We start from the raw sequence: 20,311 nt of genomic DNA, 5'->3' as shown, positions 1-20,311 counted from the left end.
TCCCGAACACGGTCGTTAAGCTCTTCTGTGCCGATGGTAATTGGGGGCTGTCCCCCTGTGAGAGTAGGTCACTGCCAGGCAAATGATACCCGCGTACTTCTTGGAAACGAGAGGTACGCGGGTTTATTATTTTTATAAATGCCTTATGCTCATCGGTGTTATTTAATTAGACAGCTGCATTTCTTCTGGCATTCGTGCATATTTACTTGAGATTTGCGAATAAACCATATTTTTCGCGCATAAATCTTTTCTTTCGCGCACAAGTCCTGTTAAGTCGCGCAAATCGTAACATAGGCAGTTTGATTTCAGTCTTTGTGCGTATTTCCTTGAGATCGTGCATATTTCTTTAATTTCGCGCATAAATCTTGCAAAGTCGCGCATTTTCCACTCTGGTTTGTGCAAAGACCGTTTTGATTTTGGCAGCTGATGCTGAGAAAGAAATTGTTGTTTAATTATGGTACACTAAGTGTATATTTGGCATGTGAACAGAGTGATCATAAAGATGACGGTAGTCACATAAAACCATTGAAAAGGTGAACGTCATGCATCAGTGGACCACGCATTCTCCTGAAGAAACCATGAATTTTTCAGAACAAATGGCTGTGTATCTGCAGCCTGGTGATGTTTTGACCTTGTCGGGGGATCTCGGAGCGGGAAAAACGATTTTTACCAAAGGGCTTGCCAAGGGACTTGGCATTCGAGAAATGGTTAATAGTCCGACTTTTACAATAGTCAAAGAATATCACAGTGGGCGGTTGCCCCTTTACCATATGGATGTTTACCGGATCAGTGACGATGAAGATATTGGTCTTGAAGACTACTTTGAGCAGGATGGTGTGGCCGTGGTCGAATGGGCGGAAAATATTCCGTCTTGGCTTCCGGATGATGTCCTATCTGTTGTTATTGAACGCGTGAACGATCATGAGCGAATCATTACGTGTACAGCGAACGGCAGTAGATCTGAGCGCATAAATGAGGAGATATCGAAACATGAACGTACTAGCCATTGATTCGTCAAATTTGGTGATGGGTGTCGCAGTAGCGACCGAGCAGAAGGTGCTTGGTGAACTGACGACAAACAGCCGTAAAAATCACTCGGAACGGTTGATGCCGGCAATTGCGCAGCTGCTTGAAGCCGTGGCACTGAAACCGGCTGACATTGACCGGATAGCGGTTGCTGAGGGTCCGGGTTCTTACACTGGCCTGCGAATTGGAGCGACCATTGCCAAAATGATGGCCTGGACACTAAAAAAAGAATTAGTGGGTGTATCGAGTCTAGAAGTCGTTGCCCAAAATGGACGCTACTTTGACGGCTATATTGCACCGTTCTTTGACGCACGGCGCGGGCAAGTGTTTGCTGGCTTATATGAAAATAATAATGGAAATGTTGTTCAGTCAGTTCCTGATCGACTATTACAGATCGAGGACTGGATCGTTGAGTTGAGCAAGTTGGGTAAGCCTGTGCTTTTTCTTAGCAACGATCTGGAAAAATGGGAAGACCTTTTGCAAACCCAATCTTATGCTGTTCTTGGTGAAAGCACACAAAATGTGCCGAGAGCAGCGGAACTTGCACGTATTGGCGCGCGAAAAGAGCCGGTTTTAGATATTCATCATTTTCTGCCGGCATACCTTCGCTTAGCTGAGGCTGAAGCGAAGTGGCTGGCCAAACAGGAGAGATGAGCATGCCTGAGCTAGATTCAGTAAACATCCGGCAGATGACCCCGGAGGATATTGATCAGGTCATGGTCGTGGAATACAGCGCCTTCGATGTTCCATGGTCGAGACAGGCATTTGAAAATGAATTAAATAATAACCAGTTTGCCACCTACTTTGTTGCAGAGCTTGCGGGGAAGATCATCGGCTACTGCGGAGTATGGGTGATCGTGGATGAATCGCACATCACCAACCTTGCTGTGCTCAATGGCTACAGAGGATTCAAAGTAGGCGAATCGCTCCTGCGCCAAGTCATGCTTTACGCAGTGGCTCAGCGGGCGCGCTCGATGAGTTTGGAAGTTCGGGTAAGCAATGACATTGCGCAAAACCTCTACCGCAAACTCGGCTTTCGCAACGGTGGCATTCGTAAAAATTATTACTCAAATAACGGAGAAGATGCGCTAGTCATGTGGGTGAGACTATGAAAATTGATGTTAATCAAAAAACAATGATCTTAGGAATTGAAACGAGTTGTGATGAAACCGCGGCTGCCGTCGTTGAAAATGGGACTGTGATTCGCTCAAATGCGGTTGCTTCTCAGATTGATATTCACCGGCGTTTTGGCGGTGTTGTCCCGGAAGTCGCTTCTCGCCATCATGTGGATCAGATTACCGTGATTTGCGAGGAAGCGATGAAAAAGTCCGGTGTATCCTGGGACGATCTCGATGCAATTGCGGTTACTCAGGGGCCGGGACTGATTGGTGCCCTGCTTGTTGGTGTGAACGGAGCAAAGGCTCTGGCCTATGCCCATGGTCTGCCGCTTGTCCCGGTCCATCACATTACCGGACACATTTATGCAAACCGGTTTGTACAGGAGCTTCAATTCCCGCTCATTGCTTTGGTTGTTTCAGGCGGGCATACTGAACTTGTACATATGAAAGAGCATGGCTCTTACCAGGTGATCGGCACCACACGAGATGATGCAGCCGGCGAAGCTTTTGACAAGGTTGCGCGAACACTCGGCTTACCTTACCCCGGAGGTCCTGAAATTGACCGCTTGGCGAAAGGCGGAACACCGACCATTGATTTTCCAAGGGCGTGGCTGGGAGAAGGTTCGCTCGATTTCAGTTTCAGCGGTTTAAAGTCGGCAGTGATCAATTACATTCATAACGAACAGCAGCGCGGTCATGAGTTGAACCATGCGAATATTGCGGCAAGCTTTCAAGAGAGCGTCAGCGAGGTGCTTGTCAAAAAGACAATGATCGCGGCAGAACGTGTTCATGCGAAACAAATCCTTGTTGCCGGAGGTGTATCGGCGAACAGCAAGGTCAGATCCGAAATGGAAAAGGCAGCACGTACAAGAGGCATTCCTCTGATCATCCCACCTCTTTTTCTGTGTACGGATAATGCGGCAATGATTGCGGCATCAGGAACAATTGGTTTCTTGAAAGGGATGCGTGCCGATCTGTCCCTTAATGGCAAAGCAAATCTTTTCATAGAAGATTTTTAAATTACGAGTAATCGAACGGCTGGGTTTATCCACATGTGGATAAACCTTTTTTCATGCAATAAAAAAGCACTTGTCCACAAATGATGTGAATAAGTGCTTAGTTTTACTGGATAAAATGGGGATAAGTACACAAATATGTGCATAAATAGACGGATTTATGTGGATAACCTTTATTCATCGAAGGCATCAAGTTCAGTTTGTGCGGATTCCCATTCCTCCATCATTTGACTGAGTCGGTTTTGATCATGTTCGATTTGTGCCTGAATGTCTTTCGACTTTTTCGTGTCACTGAATACCTCAGGTAAGAGCAAGGATTGTTGATTTTGGTCAATTTGCTCCTCAAGGATACCAATATCCGCTTCGGATTGTTCAATAAAACGAATGAGTTGGCGCTTTTTCTTCTTTTGTTCTTTATCCTTTAAGAATTGTTCTTTTCCGTCTCCAACTGCGGTATCGTTCTTTTGCAGGACTGAAGGCTTGGCTTCTAGCTCGGCAATCTGTTCTTGCTCCGTTTTTTTGTCTACATAGTAATCGTAATCACCGAGATATTCCGTGATGCCCTCCCTTGAAAGCTCTAATACTCTGCTAGCAATGTTATTGATAAAGTAACGGTCATGTGAGACGAAGAGAATGGTGCCAGGATAATCAATCAGCGCGCCTTCCAGAACCTCTTTGCTGTCCAGATCCAGGTGGTTGGTCGGTTCGTCGAGAATCAGGAGGTTATCGTGGCGCATCATCAATTTAGCGAGCATGAGTCTGGCTTTCTGCCCACCGCTTAACTGAGCGACAACTTTGGATGCGTCATCCCCTGAGAAAAGAAAGCCGCCAAGCACTGTACGGATGTCATTCTCCGGTTTCAGCGGATAATCGTCCCACAACTCATTAAGCACGGTTTTCACTGGATTCAGGCTCTTTTGCTCCTGATCGTAGTAACCAACGCTTACATGGCTTCCGAGACGCACATCCCCTGAATGGAGCGTTGAACCGTCGGCAATTGCTTTAAGCAGAGTTGATTTTCCAATACCGTTTGGGCCTACTAGCGCGATACGATCGCCTCTGCTGATCTGGAACGAAAGACCGGAAATCATCGGCGGCTGATTGGCGTAACCGACCTCGAGATTGGTAGCCGCAAGCACGTCACGGCCGCTTTGCTGCTCAATATTGAAGGTGAATGTTGCTGATTTTTCATCTCCAAGCGGTCTGTCGAGCAGTTCCATTTTTTCAAGCTGCTTTCTGCGGCTTTGCGCGCGTTTCGTAGTTGAGGCGCGAACAATGTTTTTTTGTACAAAGTCTTTCAATTTGGCGATTTCTTTTTGCTGTTTATCAAAGCTTTTCAATTCGCTTTCATATTCCGCCGCACGTATTTCAAGGTAGCGTGAATAATTGCCGGTATATTTTCGGACTTTATGCCCGGCAACTTCATACACTTTTGTCGCAATTTTATCGAGAAAATAGCGATCATGGGAAACAACAAGCACACTTCCGCTGTAGCGCTGAAGGTAGCCTTCAAGCCAGGATAAGGTTTCAATGTCCAGGTGGTTTGTTGGTTCGTCGAGAATCAGCAAATCCGGTTTGATCAGCAGCAGTTTACCGAGCGCAAGCTGCGTTTTCTGACCGCCCGATAGGTTGCTAACCGGGGTGTCGTCGGGGAATCCACCGAAATTTAGTCCGTTTAGGACACTGCGCGTTTCCGCTTGATAGGTGAAACCGCCTTTGGCACGGAAATTGGCCTGGAGTGAGTCATAGGATTTCAAGAGCTGATCGTACTCTTTAGGGTTTGAAAAACTGCTCGGATCCGCCATCTGTTCTTCCATCGCGCGCATTTTATTTTCAAGGGCAATCAGCGGGCTGAACACAGAGAGCAGCTCATCATAAATGCCTCTTGTTGAATCAAGTGTCGCGTTCTGCGGCAAGTACCCCATGCTTCGATCCTTGGGCATAATGACTTCACCGCTGTCGGCGCTCATCTCACCGGCAATAATTCTCAATAGTGTTGACTTGCCGGCACCGTTACGCCCAACAAGCGCCACACGTTCGCCAAGCTTCACTTCAATCGATATATTTGATAGAACAAGATCAGTAACAAAGGATTTGCTGATCTCATTAGTTTGCAAGAGCAACACGGTTCTTCACCTCAGGGAATTAGGAATAAAGACAGTTATTGTGCAGATTTTAACCATAAGCTTATGGCGCTATTGTGCAAGAATATATGTACTTATTGTAGCTTAATCTTAATTTATTCGGCAACTACAGGTTATGCGTATAGACATGGGACATTAAATCTATGAAGATTGTGAAACATTTAACAAAAATGATGGTGAATATAGTATAGTTGAGCTAGAAACGTGAACGAAACCGCGTAGATTAGCTTTGTGAGAATGGGGGAACCCGGTCATGGCAAGCCAAAAAGTGCCACAGGCGACGGCCGAGCGTCTGCCGCTTTATTATCGAACGTTACAGCGTTTAGTCGCTATAGGCAAAACACGTATTTCATCATCGGAATTTGGCAGTATTGTCCAAATTGATTCAACAACGATACGTAAGGATTTTTCCTATTTTGGCGCGCTAGGAAGAAAAGGATACGGATATGATACGCAACGCTTAATGGAATTCTTGAAAAAAATTCTCTATCAGGATGAATTGTCCAAAGTTATTTTGATTGGTGCCGGACATCTGGGAACTGCGTTGCTCAATCACAATTTCCAAAAGAATAATAATACAAAAATCGTAAGAGCTTATGATGTGGATCCGTCAAAGGTGGGGAAGGAAATCAGCGGAACTGAGGTTCATCCAATGAATGAACTTGTAACGGATGACAACAGCGACATCACCGCGGCCATTCTGACTGTTCCTTCTGCCCATGCACAAGAGGCAGCGGAAATGGCGATTGCTTCAGGTATTCATGGTTTCTTAAATTTCTCGCCAACACGCTTAGTGCTGCCCGCGGATGTGTATGTCAGGCACGTCGATATGACTGTCGAGCTCCAGGCACTGATTTATTTTCTCAATCATTCAATGGAAGAAAGGAAATCTGAATGATTAAGTGGTAAAATACAGATGCGATGTTTCCGGAAAAAGAACGAAAGTACGCAAGCAAAAATATATTGCGTTTATAAACGGAACAAATGTGTTTTTTAGATAAAGGTGGAATGCAGGAATGATTCAATTAAAATCAAAGAATGAAATAGCTGAGATGAAAAAATCCGGGCAGCTGCTTGCGAAGGCCCATCAGCATATCAAGACCATGATCCGTCCTGGAGTGACGACATGGGAGATTGAGGAATATGTGAATGAATTCCTTGAAAAGCATGGGGCAATTCCTGAAGAAAAAGGATTTCAAGGCTATAAATACGCAACATGTGCTTCCGTCAATGATGAAATTTGCCATGGATTTCCAAATAAGAAACCATTGAAAAACGGCGATATCGTCACGATCGATATGGTTGTTAATTTGAATGGTGCGCTCTCGGATTCGGCTTGGAGCTACGCTGTAGGCGATATTTCCGACGAAGCGAAGCACTTGCTTAAAACAACGGAAGAAGCGCTCAATGAAGGCATTAAGCAGTCGATTGTTGGCAAAAGGCTTGGCGATATCGGCTTCGCGATCCAGCAGTATGCTGAAGAACGCGGCCTCAGCGTGGTTCGCGAATTTGTCGGGCACGGCATTGGACCGACAATGCATGAAGATCCGCCGGTTGCCCACTATGGCCGTCCGGGACGTGGCCTCCGCCTTAGAGAAGGCATGACAATCACGATTGAACCGATGCTGAATATTGGCGACTGGCGTTCAAAGGTTGATCCGAACGGCTGGACGGCACGCACAATTGACGGCTCGCTTTCTGCGCAGTATGAGCATACTCTGGCGATCACGAAGGACGGTCCGGCAATACTGACCGCGCTGGATGAATCATTCGATTAACAAAACAAAAATGAATTACTGTTTAACACAACAAAAAGCTTGAGCGAATGCTCAAGCTTTTTGTCTTTGTATTAGCGGGAACTATGTACAGACTCTTGATCATCTGTTTTAGAAAAAAAGATGAATCCATCCTGTAGAACTCGGGGTAGGCACGTTTAGGGTGATCAGTACAACCGTTGCATTCATTGCCGCATGCATGAACATGGTGACCACGATCCGGCCTGTTTTATGGTACACATAGCAAAGAAAAAAGCCGATCACTAAATAAATGAGCAAATGGCTGAAATCGAAATGGAAAGCGGCGAAAAGAAGCGAGCTAATCAAAGCGGCAAATAAAAATCCGATTTTCTTTTTCAAGCTGCCAAAGAAAATTTTACGGAAGACAATCTCTTCCAGTATTGGGCCAATGATGCTGGCTGCAAGGATAAATAGCGGCGCATTACGGGTCAGTCCGACTACTTGCTTCGTATGCTCCGATGCCAGCGGCTGACCGAGGATGGCACTGTTAATCATTGCAGTGACGATCTGCAGGATGAACAGAATAAAGACGCCACAAACCGCCCAGGCGATTGATTCACCGATTGAAGCGACAGGACCACGTTCCAATCTGCGTTCGGGAATCAGAAGCAAAGAAACGATAAGTAAAGTAGCGAAGAATACGGCTGTATAGGTATCTCCATAGGCTGCACCATGTCTTGGAAACCCAGGGATGAGTGGCGAAATAAAACAAAGAAGATAGACAACAATAATCATGCTATATCTTAAAACCAAAATATGACACCTCATATCTATTAGTATAGTTTCGCATTAATTGTGAAAAGCTGAAAGCGATCTTACGCATTAAAAAGTTGATTTTGCAATGACGATAAGGTTGTTGTTCCCATTTTAACATAGCTGTATGTGTTAATCTCTTTATGCCTTTACAGTGGTTTTTTTAGCTGAGATAAATTTGGTGAAAAACTTGCAAATCAGTTTGGAATTGATTATTATATTAAATGGATTAGCACTCAGGTGAGCTGAGTGCTAACAAAGTACTTAACTTAACATTATTTTAAGGAGGGTATTTCTACATGTTAAAGCCATTGGGTGATCGTATTGTGATCGAACCACAAGAAAAAGAAGAAAAAACAGCAAGCGGTATCGTACTTCCTGATTCGGCGAAAGAAAAGCCGCAAGAAGGCCGCGTAATTGCCGTTGGTGCCGGCAAGGTTTCCGACAAAGGCGAACGCATTGCTCTGGACGTAAAAGAAGGAGACAAAGTGATCTTTTCAAAATATGCAGGTACTGAAGTAAAATATGACGGCAATACTTATCTAGTTGTTCGTCAGGACGACATTTTAGCTGTTATTGAGTAAGCTTCCGCACGATGCGGTGACTTCGACGTTACGCACAGGAAGTGATGTTGTTCGTCGAAGATCCTCAACTTACGAATAGAATATAGGAGGGACTATTCACAATGGCAAAAGATATTAAGTTTGGTGAAGAAGCACGCCGTTCTATGTTGCGCGGCGTTGACGTATTAGCAGATGCAGTAAAAGTAACGCTTGGACCGAAAGGCCGCAATGTTGTACTCGATAAAAAATACGGTTCACCGCTGATTACAAACGACGGTGTGACCATTGCGAAAGAAATCGAACTGGAAGACAAATTCGAAAACATGGGTGCACGCCTTGTTTCTGAAGTTGCTAGCAAGACAAATGACGTTGCCGGTGACGGTACAACGACTGCAACGGTTCTTGCTCAATCGATGATTCGTGAAGGTCTGAAAAACGTGGCTTCAGGCGCTAACCCAATGGGCATCCGCCGTGGTATTGAAAAGGCAACTCAAGCTGCTGTTGAAGGCTTGAAAGAAATCTCCAAGCCAATCGAAGGCAAAGCATCAATCGCACAAGTTGCTGCAATCTCTGCAGCAGACGAAAAAGTCGGCGAACTGATCGCTGAAGCCATGGAAAAGGTTGGCAACGACGGCGTTGTAACGCTCGAAGAATCGAAGGGATTCGTTACTGAACTCGATGTCGTTGAAGGTATGCAATTCGACCGCGGCTATGCTTCTGCATACATGGTTACTGACCAAGATAAGATGGAAGCTGTTCTTGAAAGTCCATACATCTTGATTACGGATAAGAAAATCTCCAACATTCAGGAAATCCTTCCTGTTCTTGAAAAGGTTGTTCAACAAGGCAGACCGATGCTGATCATCGCTGAAGACGTTGAAGGCGAAGCATTGGCAACACTCGTTCTTAACAAACTGCGTGGCACATTCAATGTTGTTGCTGTTAAAGCACCTGGTTTCGGAGATCGCAGGAAAGCGATGCTCGAAGATATCGCTGTGCTCACCGGCGGACAGGTCGTTACAAGCGATCTTGGTCTTGAACTGAAAGAAACAACGGTTGATCAACTCGGAACAGCTGCCAAAGTTATTGTCACAAAAGACAATACGACAATCGTTGAAGGTGCCGGCGAATCCGACAAGATCGCAGGACGTGTCAACCAGATCAAAGCACAACTCGAAGAAACAACTTCTGATTTTGACAAGGAAAAACTGCAAGAACGTCTAGCAAAACTTGCTGGCGGCGTTGCCGTAATCAAAGTCGGTGCTGCTACGGAAACAGAACTGAAAGAACGCAAGCTGCGCATTGAAGACGCTCTGAACTCAACGCGTGCCGCTGTTCAAGAAGGTATCGTTGCCGGTGGTGGTACTGCCCTTGCCAACGTCATTAAAAATGTTGCTGCAGTACAGGCTGAAGGAGACGAAAAGACCGGTGTGAACATCGTCATTCGTGCTCTGGAAGAACCGGTTCGCCAGATTGGTGAAAATGCCGGCCTTGAAGGCTCAGTAATTGTTGAAAAACTGAAAAGCCAAAAACCAGGTATTGGCTACGATGCAGCTAAGGATCAATGGGTAGACATGATTGCTTCCGGAATCGTTGACCCAACGAAGGTAACGCGTTCCGCACTGCAGAATGCTGCTTCCGTATCCGCAATGCTTCTGACAACCGAAGCTGTTGTTGCCGACAAGCCGGAAGAACATCCGGAACCACAAATGCCGGCAGGCGGCCCTGGCATGGGTATGATGTAATCAATTCCTGAAATCCTTGCTTTATAAGGAATTCAGACAAATAAGAGGTTTCTCATGAGTTTTTCAAAACTTTTGAGAGCCTCTTTTTTTAATACAACTTTTTAAGTTTCTTATACGTGATTTCTTTATTCCATAAAATAGAGAAGGCCCGATTTTCGGCTCCGTCATTCATTAATTTTGAAAACTGAGACCATTGTTTTACATATTTTTTGTTCATGAATACCATCCTTACCGGTATTAATTAATTCAATTGATTTTGAGTTACACTGAAATATTTTCTGTAGCAAGAACATATGACTTGTAAGATTCAATTAAAGTGATCGTTGAAGAGATGACGAATAATAAGGTGCCAATAAATGAAATGATGGATGCGATAAAATTATTTTTTTCAGTTTGAACAACTTCTGTTTGCGTTTGATTCAATGTGACCCACCTCTTTCTCATTTCACAAAGGTATTATATTCGCCTAAGTTTTTTGCGTTCTTCAAAAATTTCATGTGTTCATGATCTTAAAAAACAAAACACTTTCTGGATTTTTACAGAAAGTGTTGATGGTAGTGGCAATAAGAATAAGAAACGACCAAACGATGCGTTTGGCAAATACACTGTTTGAATGAAGCCCCTACTTTAAACGTTTAAGTTGAGTTAGTTCACAAAAAATAAACGAACAAGATGACCGTGTACAAGACAAGTACTGTGAGAGAATAGATACCGCCAAAAATCAATTTGCGTGAACGAGACAGCCGAATTCGTTTTATCGCAAGCGTCACCAGCAAAAGGATAACATGAATAAAGAGAACAGGCACGTAAAGCACGGTAAAGGTCAAAAGTCCGATTCCGCCGCTATCGGTACTGAATGCAGCCACGATGATGGCTAAGTAATAAAATGGGATAGCGAGCAGATTCACGAGCGAATAAATCCAAAAAAGAGAAAAAAACGGTTTCATTAATTTTCCTCCAATTTGTACGATTCGTTTAATCATGACGCGGTATAAGAAGCTAAGCTGTTAGTTCTTTTTCTCCGCTTGAAAAAGCGATACTTGTGTCGGCACTTCAAAAAAGGACTTTGAGTTCGCGCCGAAGTGTACAAAGTGTTCAGTCTGATTGTGGGTATCTACCGCATTCTGATCTTTCCATTCCTCAACCATTATAAATGAATTCGGCACTTGGGTATTTTCATAAAGTTCATAACTGATGTTGCCCTCTTCAGCTTGTGATCCGGCAACAAGCGGCTTGGTTTCAGACAAAAATTGATCTTTTTGTTCCGGCTTAACTCGGAACAACGCATGGATAATAATCATATCGATCACCTCGTCTTTATTGTACATGCATTTGATTGAAACGAGAATGAAATTGATTCAGACGCCGTACTTTCATTCATAGCTCCCTTCTGTATGGACATACTAAGTGCAAATGATCGAAGGGGGTTCGTTTTGATGTATATAAAGGTTATCAATAAAAAATTCTTGATTTGCATGATCGTACTTTTTTGCCTTTTATTCGGATGTTTTGCCTCGTCATCCGAAGCTGCTCAGTGTACACCAGTAAAATATAAAATCCAAAGACTGTCTGAAGGCATCTATTATCCGGTGATTACAGCGGGTATAGAGAATAGACAAATCATGGACAGAATGAACAGGGTCTTTCGTAATCATGCTGAGAACGTGTTAAAAACCGACAAAAAATACAAGAAACAGTATGAGCATGATCAATTGATCACTGCGGCAGGTCCATACTACGCCCACACCCAGCCAACCGTTCGGTATAACAAAGACTGTCTGCTCAGTGTTTCTTTTCTCGATGAATCCTACACTGGTGGCGCGCATGGCATGCACTATGAAAAAGTATACAATTATGACACACGCAGCGGCAGACAATTTCAGTTAAAGGATATCATCCGTGATAAAAAGGAACTAAAGAAAGTGAATGCCTACCTGAAAAAACAAATGATCGAGCTAAAGAACGCAGGTCGCTATGATTTCTTTCTCGATGCCTTCAAAAGTGTTGATCTGGGTAAGGGGCAGTTTTATTTTTACGATGATGGGATTGTGATTGTATTTCAGGAATATGAAGTTGCACCATACTCCAATGGAATCATCCATTTGAAAGTTCCCTACCATGTGTTCATTAAAGATCAAGATGATCAGGATTAATATGAAAAGGCTAACATGTATTTGAAAATTTTACCGAATTTAATATTACGTTAAGAAAAATGCGTTATGATTTAATTGTTCAATAAAGTATTGTTTGTTTAACTTCCCCCTGTAATATAGCTTTGCTTGAACCCTTTTAATTAAGGGTTTATTTTTTTGCAAAAATAGCCAAGCACTGTCTAGGTGTCTCAAAATATGGCTGTCTTTTCACAAGTTCAGAAATCATTCAGAAATTCTTTAATCATTTTTTAAGGATTGTCCATTAATATAAAGAATGTTAAACCAATGAACATGTTTAACCTCCCCTTTTTATAAGAACAACTCTTGAGCGCCTTAATCATAGGCGCTCCTTTTTTTTGTAAAAAAAAAGACCTTCGAGTGAAGGTCAAAATAGGATTCATCAGTTGAATTTATCAGTATAAACGACATCAAGATCAGCATAACCATTAACACCACTGACCCTGCCAGTACTTGAATATTGCCAGATATCGACCTGATAATTCGTTCCAATACCCTGATTGGTTTGGTCACTTCTATATCGCGCAAGCCAAAGGAGTATATTATTTCGATCAAGCTTTGATGAATCAATATTATTCTCATAGAAGTTTTGATTAGCATAGATTCCTAATTTATTGAAGCCTTTTAATCTCATTTCAGCAAAAAAAGCATTAATATTGTCGGACATTTGCTGAGGAGAAATACCATCAAACAGCACAGTGTTGTTTGATTTTGCTTCCACATCTACAAATGTGTATCCAAAAGAATTACTGTCAGTTATTCCTGCTTTATTTAGCAGAGACACGTAATAATCTGCTTCCGCACGCGCATCGTCTATATTCCTTGCGCGGAAGAAATGATAGGAATTAACCATCAAACCATCGATTTGCCGTGCCTGATTAACGTAGGTAGAGAAATGATCATCTTCCATTGAAAAAGATTCAGTAGGAGTGGGTGCACCCTCGGAAGTTTTTAGGATTACAAAACTGTTCCCTGCTTGTTTTATACTATCAAAATTTACATCACCCTTTAGGTGAGAAAAATCAACCCCATACTTTGCCCCAGCAGGTGGAATAAAGTGACTCCAATCACTATCTAAGTATTCTCCCCAGACGTAATTATCTTTACCGTTGCTTAGATCGATTTTTAGCCATTTTCCATCTTGACTGATTCCGATAACTTTAACTGCTGTTCGATCATATAGTGTTGTATTTACGTCTGAGTCTGTGCTAGGTGCTGCGTGAACTTTAACACTGTATTCTCCGACGTAAGAAGTGTAGGGAGTTACAGGATTAAAAGTTACTGTGCTGACCGGTGGTGCAGGCTGTGGTGCAGGAGCAGGTTGTGGTGCCGGTGCCGGTTGTGGTGCCGGTGCCGGTTGTGGAGCTGGAGCCGGAGGCGGTGTCACACTCGCTACTGGCGGAGTGCCTTTTTTAATATACTGCCCCTTAACGTAGCCCGTTTTGTTCCCGTACTTGACCAAGTACCAGCCATTGCTGCTGCCAGAAACGGTAACAATATAGCGATTATAAAGATATTTAACATGCTTATATGTTGTGCTTGGTCCTGTGCGCATGTTTAACGTTTTAGCATTAACATATGCTTTATAGGAACTGATCTTTGATTTAAGCCACTGTTTTTGCACATATCCTTTTTTTCCACCTGAGTAAATATATGCATAACTTCCTTTTGCACCGATAACCGTGACTTTGGTGTTCATGTAAACTTTGCGAATCGTTTTATATTTGTTGCTGGCTTTGTTGCGGATTTTAAGTGAGTAGGATTTTACATAGGCTTTATATGAGGAGAACTTCGCCCGTACGATCTTTGCTGCGTATTTTCCATATATGTAACGGGTTTTTCCTTTATAGCTGACTTTATACCAGCTGCCTGTTTTCCCCTTAATCGTCACCGAAGAGTTTCGATACAGTGTTCCAATTGTGCGGTATTTATTTCCGGGACCCGTGTGGACTTTTGCTTTGCTAACGGTAATGCGCGCGGTAAAAGCTGACGCGGCTTGGGCCGTATCTCCGAATGGCGCGAGAATGCTTCCTATCGCCAAAGAGAAAAATAATAGAGAAACAGCCACGATTTTTACTGCTTTATTCACTTTTCACTCTCCCCAAAGTTACAGATTGTCGACAGAACTACCCTCCTTTTTTGTCAATGTGTCAGATTTTTCTCTGTAGTTCTATTATCGGGGCTAGTTTGCTAGATTTCAAGAGTTCGCAGAATGTTGGCGTGAATTTTACAAACCCTTTAAAAACGGGTAGCGATTTCATTGACAATAGACCTAATGGATGGGTAAGCTTATTAGTGTAAACAAGTGAATAATAAATGAAATTTGGTGGAGCCTGTCAACATGGGCTCCTTTTGCTTTTTTTAGGGGAAAAAGGATAGGGGGGATAAAATGCAGATCTTGATCCAATTAGCAGTGATCATCATTTCAACAAAGCTGGCAGGGCATGTGAGTGTTCGTTTCGGGCAACCCGCCGTTCTTGGCGAACTCTTAGTTGGTATATTGATCGGGCCGGCGCTGCTTGGTTGGGTGCCGGACTCAGACATCATTCATACATTCAGTGAACTCGGCGTGATTCTTCTCATGTTTATCGCCGGTCTTGAAACGGATCTTATCGCTTTAAAGAACAGTGCAAAATCTTCCTCGGCTGTGGCAATCGGCGGAGTGATCTTCCCGCTTGGACTAGGCTTTTTTACAGGTACGCTGCTTGGTATGGATACCGCTCATGCTGTTTTTTTAGGACTGATTCTATCAGCAACTTCGGTGAGCATATCTGTCCAAACCTTGAAAGAGCTGGGAAAGCTGCAGACAAAGGAAAGCATGACGCTGCTTGGAGCGGCGGTTCTTGATGATGTCATCGTAATCATTCTATTAGCGTTTGCCATGAGCTTTTTTGGCGACGCAGATACCAATATTCTATTGGTGATTGGCGAAAAGGGCCTGTTCTTTGCATCAATTCTGCTTGTTGCTTGGAAAGGAGTTCCCTTGCTGATGCGCCTGTGCGGTAGGCTGAAGGTTACCGAGTCGGTCATAAGTGTTGCACTCGTTCTTTGCCTTATATTTTCTTGGTACGCTGAGCTGCTCGGTGTTGCCGGAATCATCGGCGCTTTTATCGCTGGGACGGCAATAGGCCAGACTAACTTTCGAGAAACGGTTGAACGGAAGATTGAACCGCTCGCTTACAGTATTTTTGTACCTGTATTTTTTGCAAGTATCGGGCTCAAAGTTACCTTTTCTGGAATCTTCGATCAGATTTGGTTCATTATCGGAATCACCGTGCTTGCGATCCTTACCAAATTCGTCGGCTCAGGTCTTGGTGCATGGATGACTGGTTTTTCATTTCTGTCCTCAATGCGGATTGGCTCCGGCATGATTTCAAGAGGGGAGGTGGCGCTTATCCTTGCATCGATAGGGATCGAAGCCTATGTCCTTCAACCGAAATACTTTACACCGCTGATTATTATCGTGATCTTGACCACATTAATCACGCCTCCGCTTTTAAAAATATTGTTTGGTCGAGAAGGTGAGCAAATAAATGCAAAATAAAAACGCGTATAAGAAATAAATATACGCGAAGTTAAACCAATAGATTTGTCAGAGTACTAGCACCTGCCTGTTTGAACAGAGCGAATGTTAGTCGATCGGTACGCGATGCTTTAATTGCGGGAACTCTTCGCGAATCTGATCAACAGTTGCCAGATCAATTTCAGCAGTAACGATAGTCTCGTTTTCGTCGCCAGTCGCAATCACCTTGCCCCATGGATCGACAATCCGGCTGTGTCCACCAAGAACGACGCCTTGATTGGAGCCGACACAGTTACAGGACACGAGAAAGCATTGATTTTCCACTGCACGGGCAGCGTTGAATAATTCCCAGTGGGCCAAACGGGCGAGCGGCCATGCCGAAGTGACAAGAAATAGTTTAGCGCCAAGATCAAGTTCTTTTCGGTAGAGTTCCGGGAAACGCAAATCATAGCAAGTGGATAAACCGACTTTTCCAAACTCGGTATCTACAGTGATTGGCTTGGTACCGCGAGTCAGCAGCTCGCCTTCCTTCGATCCGTACGTAAACAGATGAATTTTGCGATACGAGGCGATCAATTGCCCTTGGCGGTCGAATAGAACGCTCGTATTGTAATAGTTTCCGTCTGATTTTTCGACGAAGCTTCCGGCAAACAGATAGGCGTTCAGTTCTCTTGCTTTTTGCGCAAAGTGTGAGACAAAGGAACCGCTGATTTCCTCGGCTTCCTCAGTGTAGCGGTCAAATGTATTGTATCCGGTCATCCAGATTTCCGGAAGAAGAATAAAGTCGTAACCATGAAGGCCATCGAGAAGTGAATCCGCTCTTTTCGTTCGCTCGGATGCGGATTCCGTGTCACGAATTTCCAATTGAATCGATGCTATTTTCATAAGTTTGTTTTTTCCCTTCTTTATAAAGTTATGGTAAGACGTTGATAAGTGGCCTAATTTGCTAAACGAAGGCTCATGTTTTCATTTGAAAAGACATGGCCTTGTGAAATAATGAATCTAGAAATAGGTATGGCTGTAATTTTAAAAAAACTTTTATGAAGAAATTATCGCACAAATTGGCGGTCGGATTCAAAAGGAAATGCATCATTTTGATTATAGAGGTATTGAAAAGAGCCATCGTAAGATATCAGGTAAGGGGAGGCAGAGATTTTAGGTAGTCTAAGGTGGCTCTTTCATTTAATCGTATTGCGGATGGGGTAAATGTGGCTCCCCTTGGCTCCCCAAAATTTCGCGAATCCGCCGCCTCTGGCAATACCGATATACTTTGACACATAAACGCATTTAAAGGTAGAGGATAACATGGGGAATGAAGCATTAACTGCAATCATTATTTTTATAGTGGCTTACGGACTGATTATTTCCGAGAAAATTCATCGAACAATTGCTTCTATGGCCGGAGCATCTCTGCTCATTTTTTTAGGAATACTTAGTCAAAATGCGGCTATCCGATCAATTGATTTCAATACGATCGGTCTTCTGACCGGGATGATGATTATTGTATCCATAACGGCGCAGACAGGATTGTTCAAATATATCTCCATTCGTTCCGCGCAAAGCGTGAACGGACGGCCTTTCGCTTTACTTGTTGTTTTTTCACTGATCACAGCAATTGGTTCCGCATTTTTGGATAATGTCACGACAGTTTTGTTGGTTGTTCCCGTGACGTTCAGCATAGCGAGGGAGCTGAGAATTTCGCCGATTCCTTTCCTGATGTCAGAAATTTTCATGGCTAATATCGGCGGAACAGCGACCATGATTGGTGATCCTCCTAATATTATGATTGGCAGCGCAGTCCCAGAGTTAAGTTTTATGGATTTCATTGTGAATCTGGCACCGGTGATCCTGATCATTACTGTGCTAACCATTCTGCTTCTTGCATACATCTATCGTGGCTCGCTTCGTGGAAGCATCGAGGCACGTACTCGGCTTGCTGCACTTAATGCCGCTGACGCGATCAAGGATAAAACGCTGCTTGTTAAAGCGTTACTCGTGCTTTTTCTTACGGTTGCCGGATTTTTTCTGCATCAGATTATTGATGTGGAGACAGCAACGATCGCGCTTGCCGGAGCGTTCCTCTTGCTATTGCTGTCAGGCGATCGCTATTTGGAACGGGCACTTGCCGGTGTGGAATGGACAACGATTTTCTTTTTTGTCGGGCTGTTCGTCCTTGTCGCCGGACTGGTTGAGACAGGGGTCATTTCCAGCCTGGCACAAAAAGCACTTGAACTGACCGGCGGAAAACTTGTACCAACGACTTTCCTCATTCTGTGGATGAGCGCAATCGCTTCTTCTTTCATTGACAATATTCCATTTGTCGCAACGATGATTCCCTTAATCAAGGACATGGGCGAACTCGGAGTCACTCAGCTGGAACCGTTGTGGTGGAGCCTTTCATTAGGTGCTTGCCTTGGCGGTAACGGACTCTTAATCGGTGCTAGCGCGAACCTTGTCGTTGCCGGCATTTCCGGTAAAACGGGCCATCCGATCACCTTTATCAGGTTTATGAAAGTGGGCATCCCAGTTATGCTGCTTTCCATTATTATTTCAACGATTTATGTCTATTTGAGGTATTTGGTTTGATGGGTTGATGAACACAGCATTCATTGTTAAAATAGGAAAAGTAGTTCATTTGTTAAATCTTGTTGAATAATGCGATTGTAAAAGTGAAACTGGAAGCCTTATGGCCTCCGGCTTTTTAAATGGATCATATATTGCGGACACGAAAAGACCAGACGAAAACGTCTGTGACTAAATAAAATGGATGGGGTGGAACAGAAGGATGGCACAACCGAATAACTTGATTATCGTTATGGACTTCGGAGGTCAGTACAATCAATTGATCGCAAGGCGTATCCGTGACTTAGGCGTATACAGTGAATTGTTTCCGAACACGCTGACTGCAGAACAAATTAAAGAAAAAAATCCTAAAGGGATTATCTTCTCAGGCGGACCGAACAGCGTCTATGATGAGGGCGCACCATTGTGCGATCCAGCCATTTTCGACTTGGACATTCCGATTCTTGGTATCTGTTACGGTCTACAGCTGATCAGCAAGCACTATGGCTCCACGGTTGAGCGCGCGACACACCGGGAATATGGTAAAGCGGAGATTACCGCCAATACGGAAAACCCGCTTTTCAAAGGGCTTCCGGAACAGCAAACGGTTTGGATGAGCCATGGCGACCGCGTCAAAACCCTGCCTGAAGGATTTGTTATTGAGGCAAGCAGTGAATCTTGTCCGGTTGCAGCAATGGCGAATACCGTGAAAAATGTATATGCGGTACAGTTCCACCCGGAAGTTCGTCATTCTGTTCATGGCAATGAACTGCTCAGTAACTTTGTGTTCGGCATCTGCGGTGCAGAAAAGAGCTGGTCGATGGAACACTTTATCGAAGAGCAGGTTGAAAAGATTCGCGCAACCGTTGGTGATCAAAAAGTATTGTGCGCGCTGAGCGGCGGGGTAGATTCCTCGGTTGCGGCTGTGCTCGTTCACAAAGCGATCGGTGATCAGCTCACCTGTATCTTTGTTGATCATGGCCTGCTTCGCAAGGGTGAAGCGGAAGGCGTTGTCGATACATTCAAGAACCATTTTCACATGAATTTTATCCATGTCGATGCGAAGAAACGTTTTCTGGACAAGTTGGAAGGTGTCAGTGATCCGGAACGCAAACGTAAAATTATCGGCAACGAATTTATTTATCTGTTCCAGGATGAAGCAAATAAGCTCGAGGATATTTCTTATCTCGTACAGGGCACGCTTTACACGGACGTTGTCGAAAGCGGCGCCGGCGGTTCATCTCAGAACATTAAGTCGCACCACAACGTCGGCGGTCTGCCGGAAGATATGACATTTAAATTAATTGAACCATTGAATACATTGTTTAAAGATGAAGTGCGTCAGCTTGGCACAGAGCTCGGCCTTTCCGACGAGGTGGTTTGGCGCCAGCCGTTCCCAGGCCCAGGACTTGGTATCCGCGTCCTCGGCGCGATCAGCGAAGACAAGCTGGAAATCGTCCGTGAATCCGACGCGATCCTGCGTGAAGAAGTTAAAAAGGCCGGCCTTGACCGCGACATCTGGCAATACTTTACCGTGCTGCCGAACATTCAAAGCGTTGGCGTCATGGGCGACGGACGTACCTATGATCACTGTATCGCCATCCGCGCCGTCACGTCGATCGACGGTATGACCTCCGACTGGGCACGCATCCCATGGGATGTGCTCGAGAAGATCTCAACCCGAATCGTAAACGAGGTCGAACACGTCAACCGCATCGTGTACGACGTCACCTCCAAGCCACCGGCAACGATTGAGTGGGAATAATCAAATAAAGTATTTAGCTCTTAGAATTCCTTGTTGTAGGATTTCTAAGGGCTTTTCTATTTATTGATTTAATTTAAATTACGACTATCTAATTTTAAATAAAATGAATTAAGATGGATCCTTTTAATT

At 44.0% G+C, this 20,311-nt stretch carries 19 protein-coding genes and 1 rRNA gene; 13 read left to right on the top strand and 7 right to left on the bottom strand.

The annotated features are described in order from the left end of the window. The 5 genes from rrf to tsaD all read left to right on the top strand — a co-directional run. Positions 1-80, top strand: a 5S ribosomal RNA gene (rrf, locus tag P343_RS37830); the annotation flags it as partial. Positions 81-542: 462 nt separating this feature from the next. Beyond that, positions 543-1,010, top strand: a complete 468-nt coding sequence (tsaE, locus tag P343_RS33425; protein ID WP_023511268.1) for a tRNA (adenosine(37)-N6)-threonylcarbamoyltransferase complex ATPase subunit type 1 TsaE — start codon at positions 543-545, stop codon at positions 1,008-1,010. Continuing rightward, positions 991-1,680 carry a tRNA (adenosine(37)-N6)-threonylcarbamoyltransferase complex dimerization subunit type 1 TsaB gene (tsaB, locus tag P343_RS33420; RefSeq protein WP_023511267.1) on the top strand — a complete coding sequence of 230 codons (690 nt, stop codon included), beginning with the start codon at positions 991-993 and terminating at the stop codon, positions 1,678-1,680. The genes tsaE and tsaB overlap by 20 nt, the downstream gene beginning before the upstream one ends. A gap of 2 nt (positions 1,681-1,682) precedes the next feature. Next, positions 1,683-2,138: a ribosomal protein S18-alanine N-acetyltransferase gene (gene rimI / locus P343_RS33415; protein ID WP_023511266.1), complete on the top strand. Its 456-nt coding sequence runs from the start codon at positions 1,683-1,685 to the stop codon at positions 2,136-2,138. After that, a complete protein-coding gene (gene tsaD, locus P343_RS33410) occupies positions 2,135-3,163 on the top strand; it encodes a tRNA (adenosine(37)-N6)-threonylcarbamoyltransferase complex transferase subunit TsaD (RefSeq protein WP_023511265.1) in 1,029 nt (342 codons plus the stop codon). Before rimI ends, tsaD begins: the two co-directional genes overlap by 4 nt. 170 nt (positions 3,164-3,333) lie before the next feature. On the opposite strand, the gene P343_RS33405 is transcribed toward tsaD, so the two are convergent. Further along, complete coding sequence (locus tag P343_RS33405; RefSeq protein ID WP_023511264.1) at positions 3,334-5,286, bottom strand: ABC-F family ATP-binding cassette domain-containing protein; 1,953 nt, start codon at positions 5,284-5,286, stop codon at positions 3,334-3,336. A gap of 271 nt (positions 5,287-5,557) precedes the next feature. Here P343_RS33405 and P343_RS33400 point away from each other — a divergent pair, with 271 nt between their 5' ends. Continuing rightward, a complete protein-coding gene (locus tag P343_RS33400) occupies positions 5,558-6,202 on the top strand; it encodes a redox-sensing transcriptional repressor Rex (RefSeq protein ID WP_023511263.1) in 645 nt (214 codons plus the stop codon). A gap of 118 nt (positions 6,203-6,320) precedes the next feature. After that, on the top strand, positions 6,321-7,082 hold the full coding sequence (gene map, locus P343_RS33395; RefSeq protein WP_023511262.1) for a type I methionyl aminopeptidase: 762 nt from the start codon (positions 6,321-6,323) through the stop codon (positions 7,080-7,082). A 108-nt stretch (positions 7,083-7,190) separates the two neighbouring features. Here the strand turns inward: map and P343_RS33390 are convergent, their stop codons facing one another. Beyond that, a complete protein-coding gene (locus P343_RS33390) occupies positions 7,191-7,853 on the bottom strand; it encodes a CPBP family intramembrane glutamic endopeptidase (RefSeq protein ID WP_023511261.1) in 663 nt (220 codons plus the stop codon). A gap of 299 nt (positions 7,854-8,152) precedes the next feature. Here P343_RS33390 and groES point away from each other — a divergent pair, with 299 nt between their 5' ends. Both groES and groL read left to right on the top strand, forming a co-directional pair. Beyond that, positions 8,153-8,437: a co-chaperone GroES gene (gene groES, locus P343_RS33385; RefSeq protein ID WP_023511260.1), complete on the top strand. Its 285-nt coding sequence runs from the start codon at positions 8,153-8,155 to the stop codon at positions 8,435-8,437. 101 nt (positions 8,438-8,538) lie between these two features. Further along, positions 8,539-10,161: a chaperonin GroEL gene (gene groL, locus P343_RS33380; protein ID WP_023511259.1), complete on the top strand. Its 1,623-nt coding sequence runs from the start codon at positions 8,539-8,541 to the stop codon at positions 10,159-10,161. Between the two features lie 261 nt (positions 10,162-10,422). On the opposite strand, the gene P343_RS37250 is transcribed toward groL, so the two are convergent. From P343_RS37250 to P343_RS33370, 3 genes are all read right to left on the bottom strand, one after another. Then, the gene (locus P343_RS37250; protein WP_023511257.1) at positions 10,423-10,584 is read right to left on the bottom strand and encodes a hypothetical protein; all 162 of its coding nucleotides are present in this window, start codon (positions 10,582-10,584) and stop codon (positions 10,423-10,425) included. Positions 10,585-10,811: 227 nt separating this feature from the next. Further along, positions 10,812-11,108: a hypothetical protein gene (locus tag P343_RS33375; protein WP_023511256.1), complete on the bottom strand. Its 297-nt coding sequence runs from the start codon at positions 11,106-11,108 to the stop codon at positions 10,812-10,814. 60 nt (positions 11,109-11,168) lie between these two features. Further along, a complete protein-coding gene (locus P343_RS33370) occupies positions 11,169-11,462 on the bottom strand; it encodes a putative quinol monooxygenase (protein WP_023511255.1) in 294 nt (97 codons plus the stop codon). Between the two features lie 135 nt (positions 11,463-11,597). Here P343_RS33370 and P343_RS33365 point away from each other — a divergent pair, with 135 nt between their 5' ends. Beyond that, a complete protein-coding gene (locus P343_RS33365) occupies positions 11,598-12,314 on the top strand; it encodes a DUF3298 and DUF4163 domain-containing protein (RefSeq protein WP_023511254.1) in 717 nt (238 codons plus the stop codon). A gap of 400 nt (positions 12,315-12,714) precedes the next feature. On the opposite strand, the gene P343_RS33360 is transcribed toward P343_RS33365, so the two are convergent. After that, positions 12,715-14,421, bottom strand: coding sequence for an SH3 domain-containing protein (locus P343_RS33360; RefSeq protein ID WP_023511253.1), 1,707 nt, complete (start codon positions 14,419-14,421; stop codon positions 12,715-12,717). A gap of 300 nt (positions 14,422-14,721) precedes the next feature. On the opposite strand from P343_RS33360, the gene P343_RS33355 reads away from it, so the two are divergent. Beyond that, complete coding sequence (locus P343_RS33355) at positions 14,722-15,876, top strand: cation:proton antiporter (protein WP_023511252.1); 1,155 nt, start codon at positions 14,722-14,724, stop codon at positions 15,874-15,876. 87 nt (positions 15,877-15,963) lie between these two features. On the opposite strand, the gene P343_RS33350 is transcribed toward P343_RS33355, so the two are convergent. After that, on the bottom strand, positions 15,964-16,740 hold the full coding sequence (locus P343_RS33350) for a carbon-nitrogen family hydrolase (RefSeq protein WP_023511251.1): 777 nt from the start codon (positions 16,738-16,740) through the stop codon (positions 15,964-15,966). Positions 16,741-17,160: 420 nt separating this feature from the next. On the opposite strand from P343_RS33350, the gene P343_RS33345 reads away from it, so the two are divergent. Beyond that, on the top strand, positions 17,161-18,441 hold the full coding sequence (locus tag P343_RS33345) for an ArsB/NhaD family transporter (protein ID WP_023511250.1): 1,281 nt from the start codon (positions 17,161-17,163) through the stop codon (positions 18,439-18,441). A 199-nt stretch (positions 18,442-18,640) separates the two neighbouring features. Then, positions 18,641-20,182 carry a glutamine-hydrolyzing GMP synthase gene (gene guaA, locus P343_RS33340; RefSeq protein WP_023511249.1) on the top strand — a complete coding sequence of 514 codons (1,542 nt, stop codon included), beginning with the start codon at positions 18,641-18,643 and terminating at the stop codon, positions 20,180-20,182. The last annotated feature ends 129 nt before the right edge of the window (positions 20,183-20,311 follow it).

It is taken from the genome of Sporolactobacillus laevolacticus DSM 442 (assembly GCF_000497245.1).
Taxonomy (GTDB): Bacteria; Bacillota; Bacilli; order Bacillales; family Sporolactobacillaceae; genus Sporolactobacillus; species Sporolactobacillus laevolacticus.
Note: the sequence above shows the minus strand (reverse complement) of the source record. Positions and strands in the feature narration are given on the sequence as shown.

What these genes read in the sequence shown, in the direction of transcription:
- P343_RS33400 (WP_023511263.1), top strand. Translation starts at nt 5,558, where the DNA reads ATGGCAAGCCAAAAAGTGCCACAGGCGACGGCCGAGCGTCTGCCGCTT.
- P343_RS33375 (WP_023511256.1), bottom strand. Translation starts at nt 11,108, where the DNA reads ATGAAACCGTTTTTTTCTCTTTTTTGGATTTATTCGCTCGTGAATCTG.
- tsaD (WP_023511265.1), top strand. Translation starts at nt 2,135, where the DNA reads ATGAAAATTGATGTTAATCAAAAAACAATGATCTTAGGAATTGAAACG.
- P343_RS33350 (WP_023511251.1), bottom strand. Translation starts at nt 16,740, where the DNA reads ATGAAAATAGCATCGATTCAATTGGAAATTCGTGACACGGAATCCGCA.
- rimI (WP_023511266.1), top strand. Translation starts at nt 1,683, where the DNA reads ATGCCTGAGCTAGATTCAGTAAACATCCGGCAGATGACCCCGGAGGAT.
- groES (WP_023511260.1), top strand. Translation starts at nt 8,153, where the DNA reads ATGTTAAAGCCATTGGGTGATCGTATTGTGATCGAACCACAAGAAAAA.
- P343_RS33355 (WP_023511252.1), top strand. Translation starts at nt 14,722, where the DNA reads ATGCAGATCTTGATCCAATTAGCAGTGATCATCATTTCAACAAAGCTG.
- P343_RS33365 (WP_023511254.1), top strand. Translation starts at nt 11,598, where the DNA reads ATGTATATAAAGGTTATCAATAAAAAATTCTTGATTTGCATGATCGTA.
- tsaB (WP_023511267.1), top strand. Translation starts at nt 991, where the DNA reads ATGAACGTACTAGCCATTGATTCGTCAAATTTGGTGATGGGTGTCGCA.
- guaA (WP_023511249.1), top strand. Translation starts at nt 18,641, where the DNA reads ATGGCACAACCGAATAACTTGATTATCGTTATGGACTTCGGAGGTCAG.
- P343_RS33345 (WP_023511250.1), top strand. Translation starts at nt 17,161, where the DNA reads ATGGGGAATGAAGCATTAACTGCAATCATTATTTTTATAGTGGCTTAC.
- map (WP_023511262.1), top strand. Translation starts at nt 6,321, where the DNA reads ATGATTCAATTAAAATCAAAGAATGAAATAGCTGAGATGAAAAAATCC.
- P343_RS33370 (WP_023511255.1), bottom strand. Translation starts at nt 11,462, where the DNA reads ATGATTATTATCCATGCGTTGTTCCGAGTTAAGCCGGAACAAAAAGAT.
- tsaE (WP_023511268.1), top strand. Translation starts at nt 543, where the DNA reads ATGCATCAGTGGACCACGCATTCTCCTGAAGAAACCATGAATTTTTCA.
- groL (WP_023511259.1), top strand. Translation starts at nt 8,539, where the DNA reads ATGGCAAAAGATATTAAGTTTGGTGAAGAAGCACGCCGTTCTATGTTG.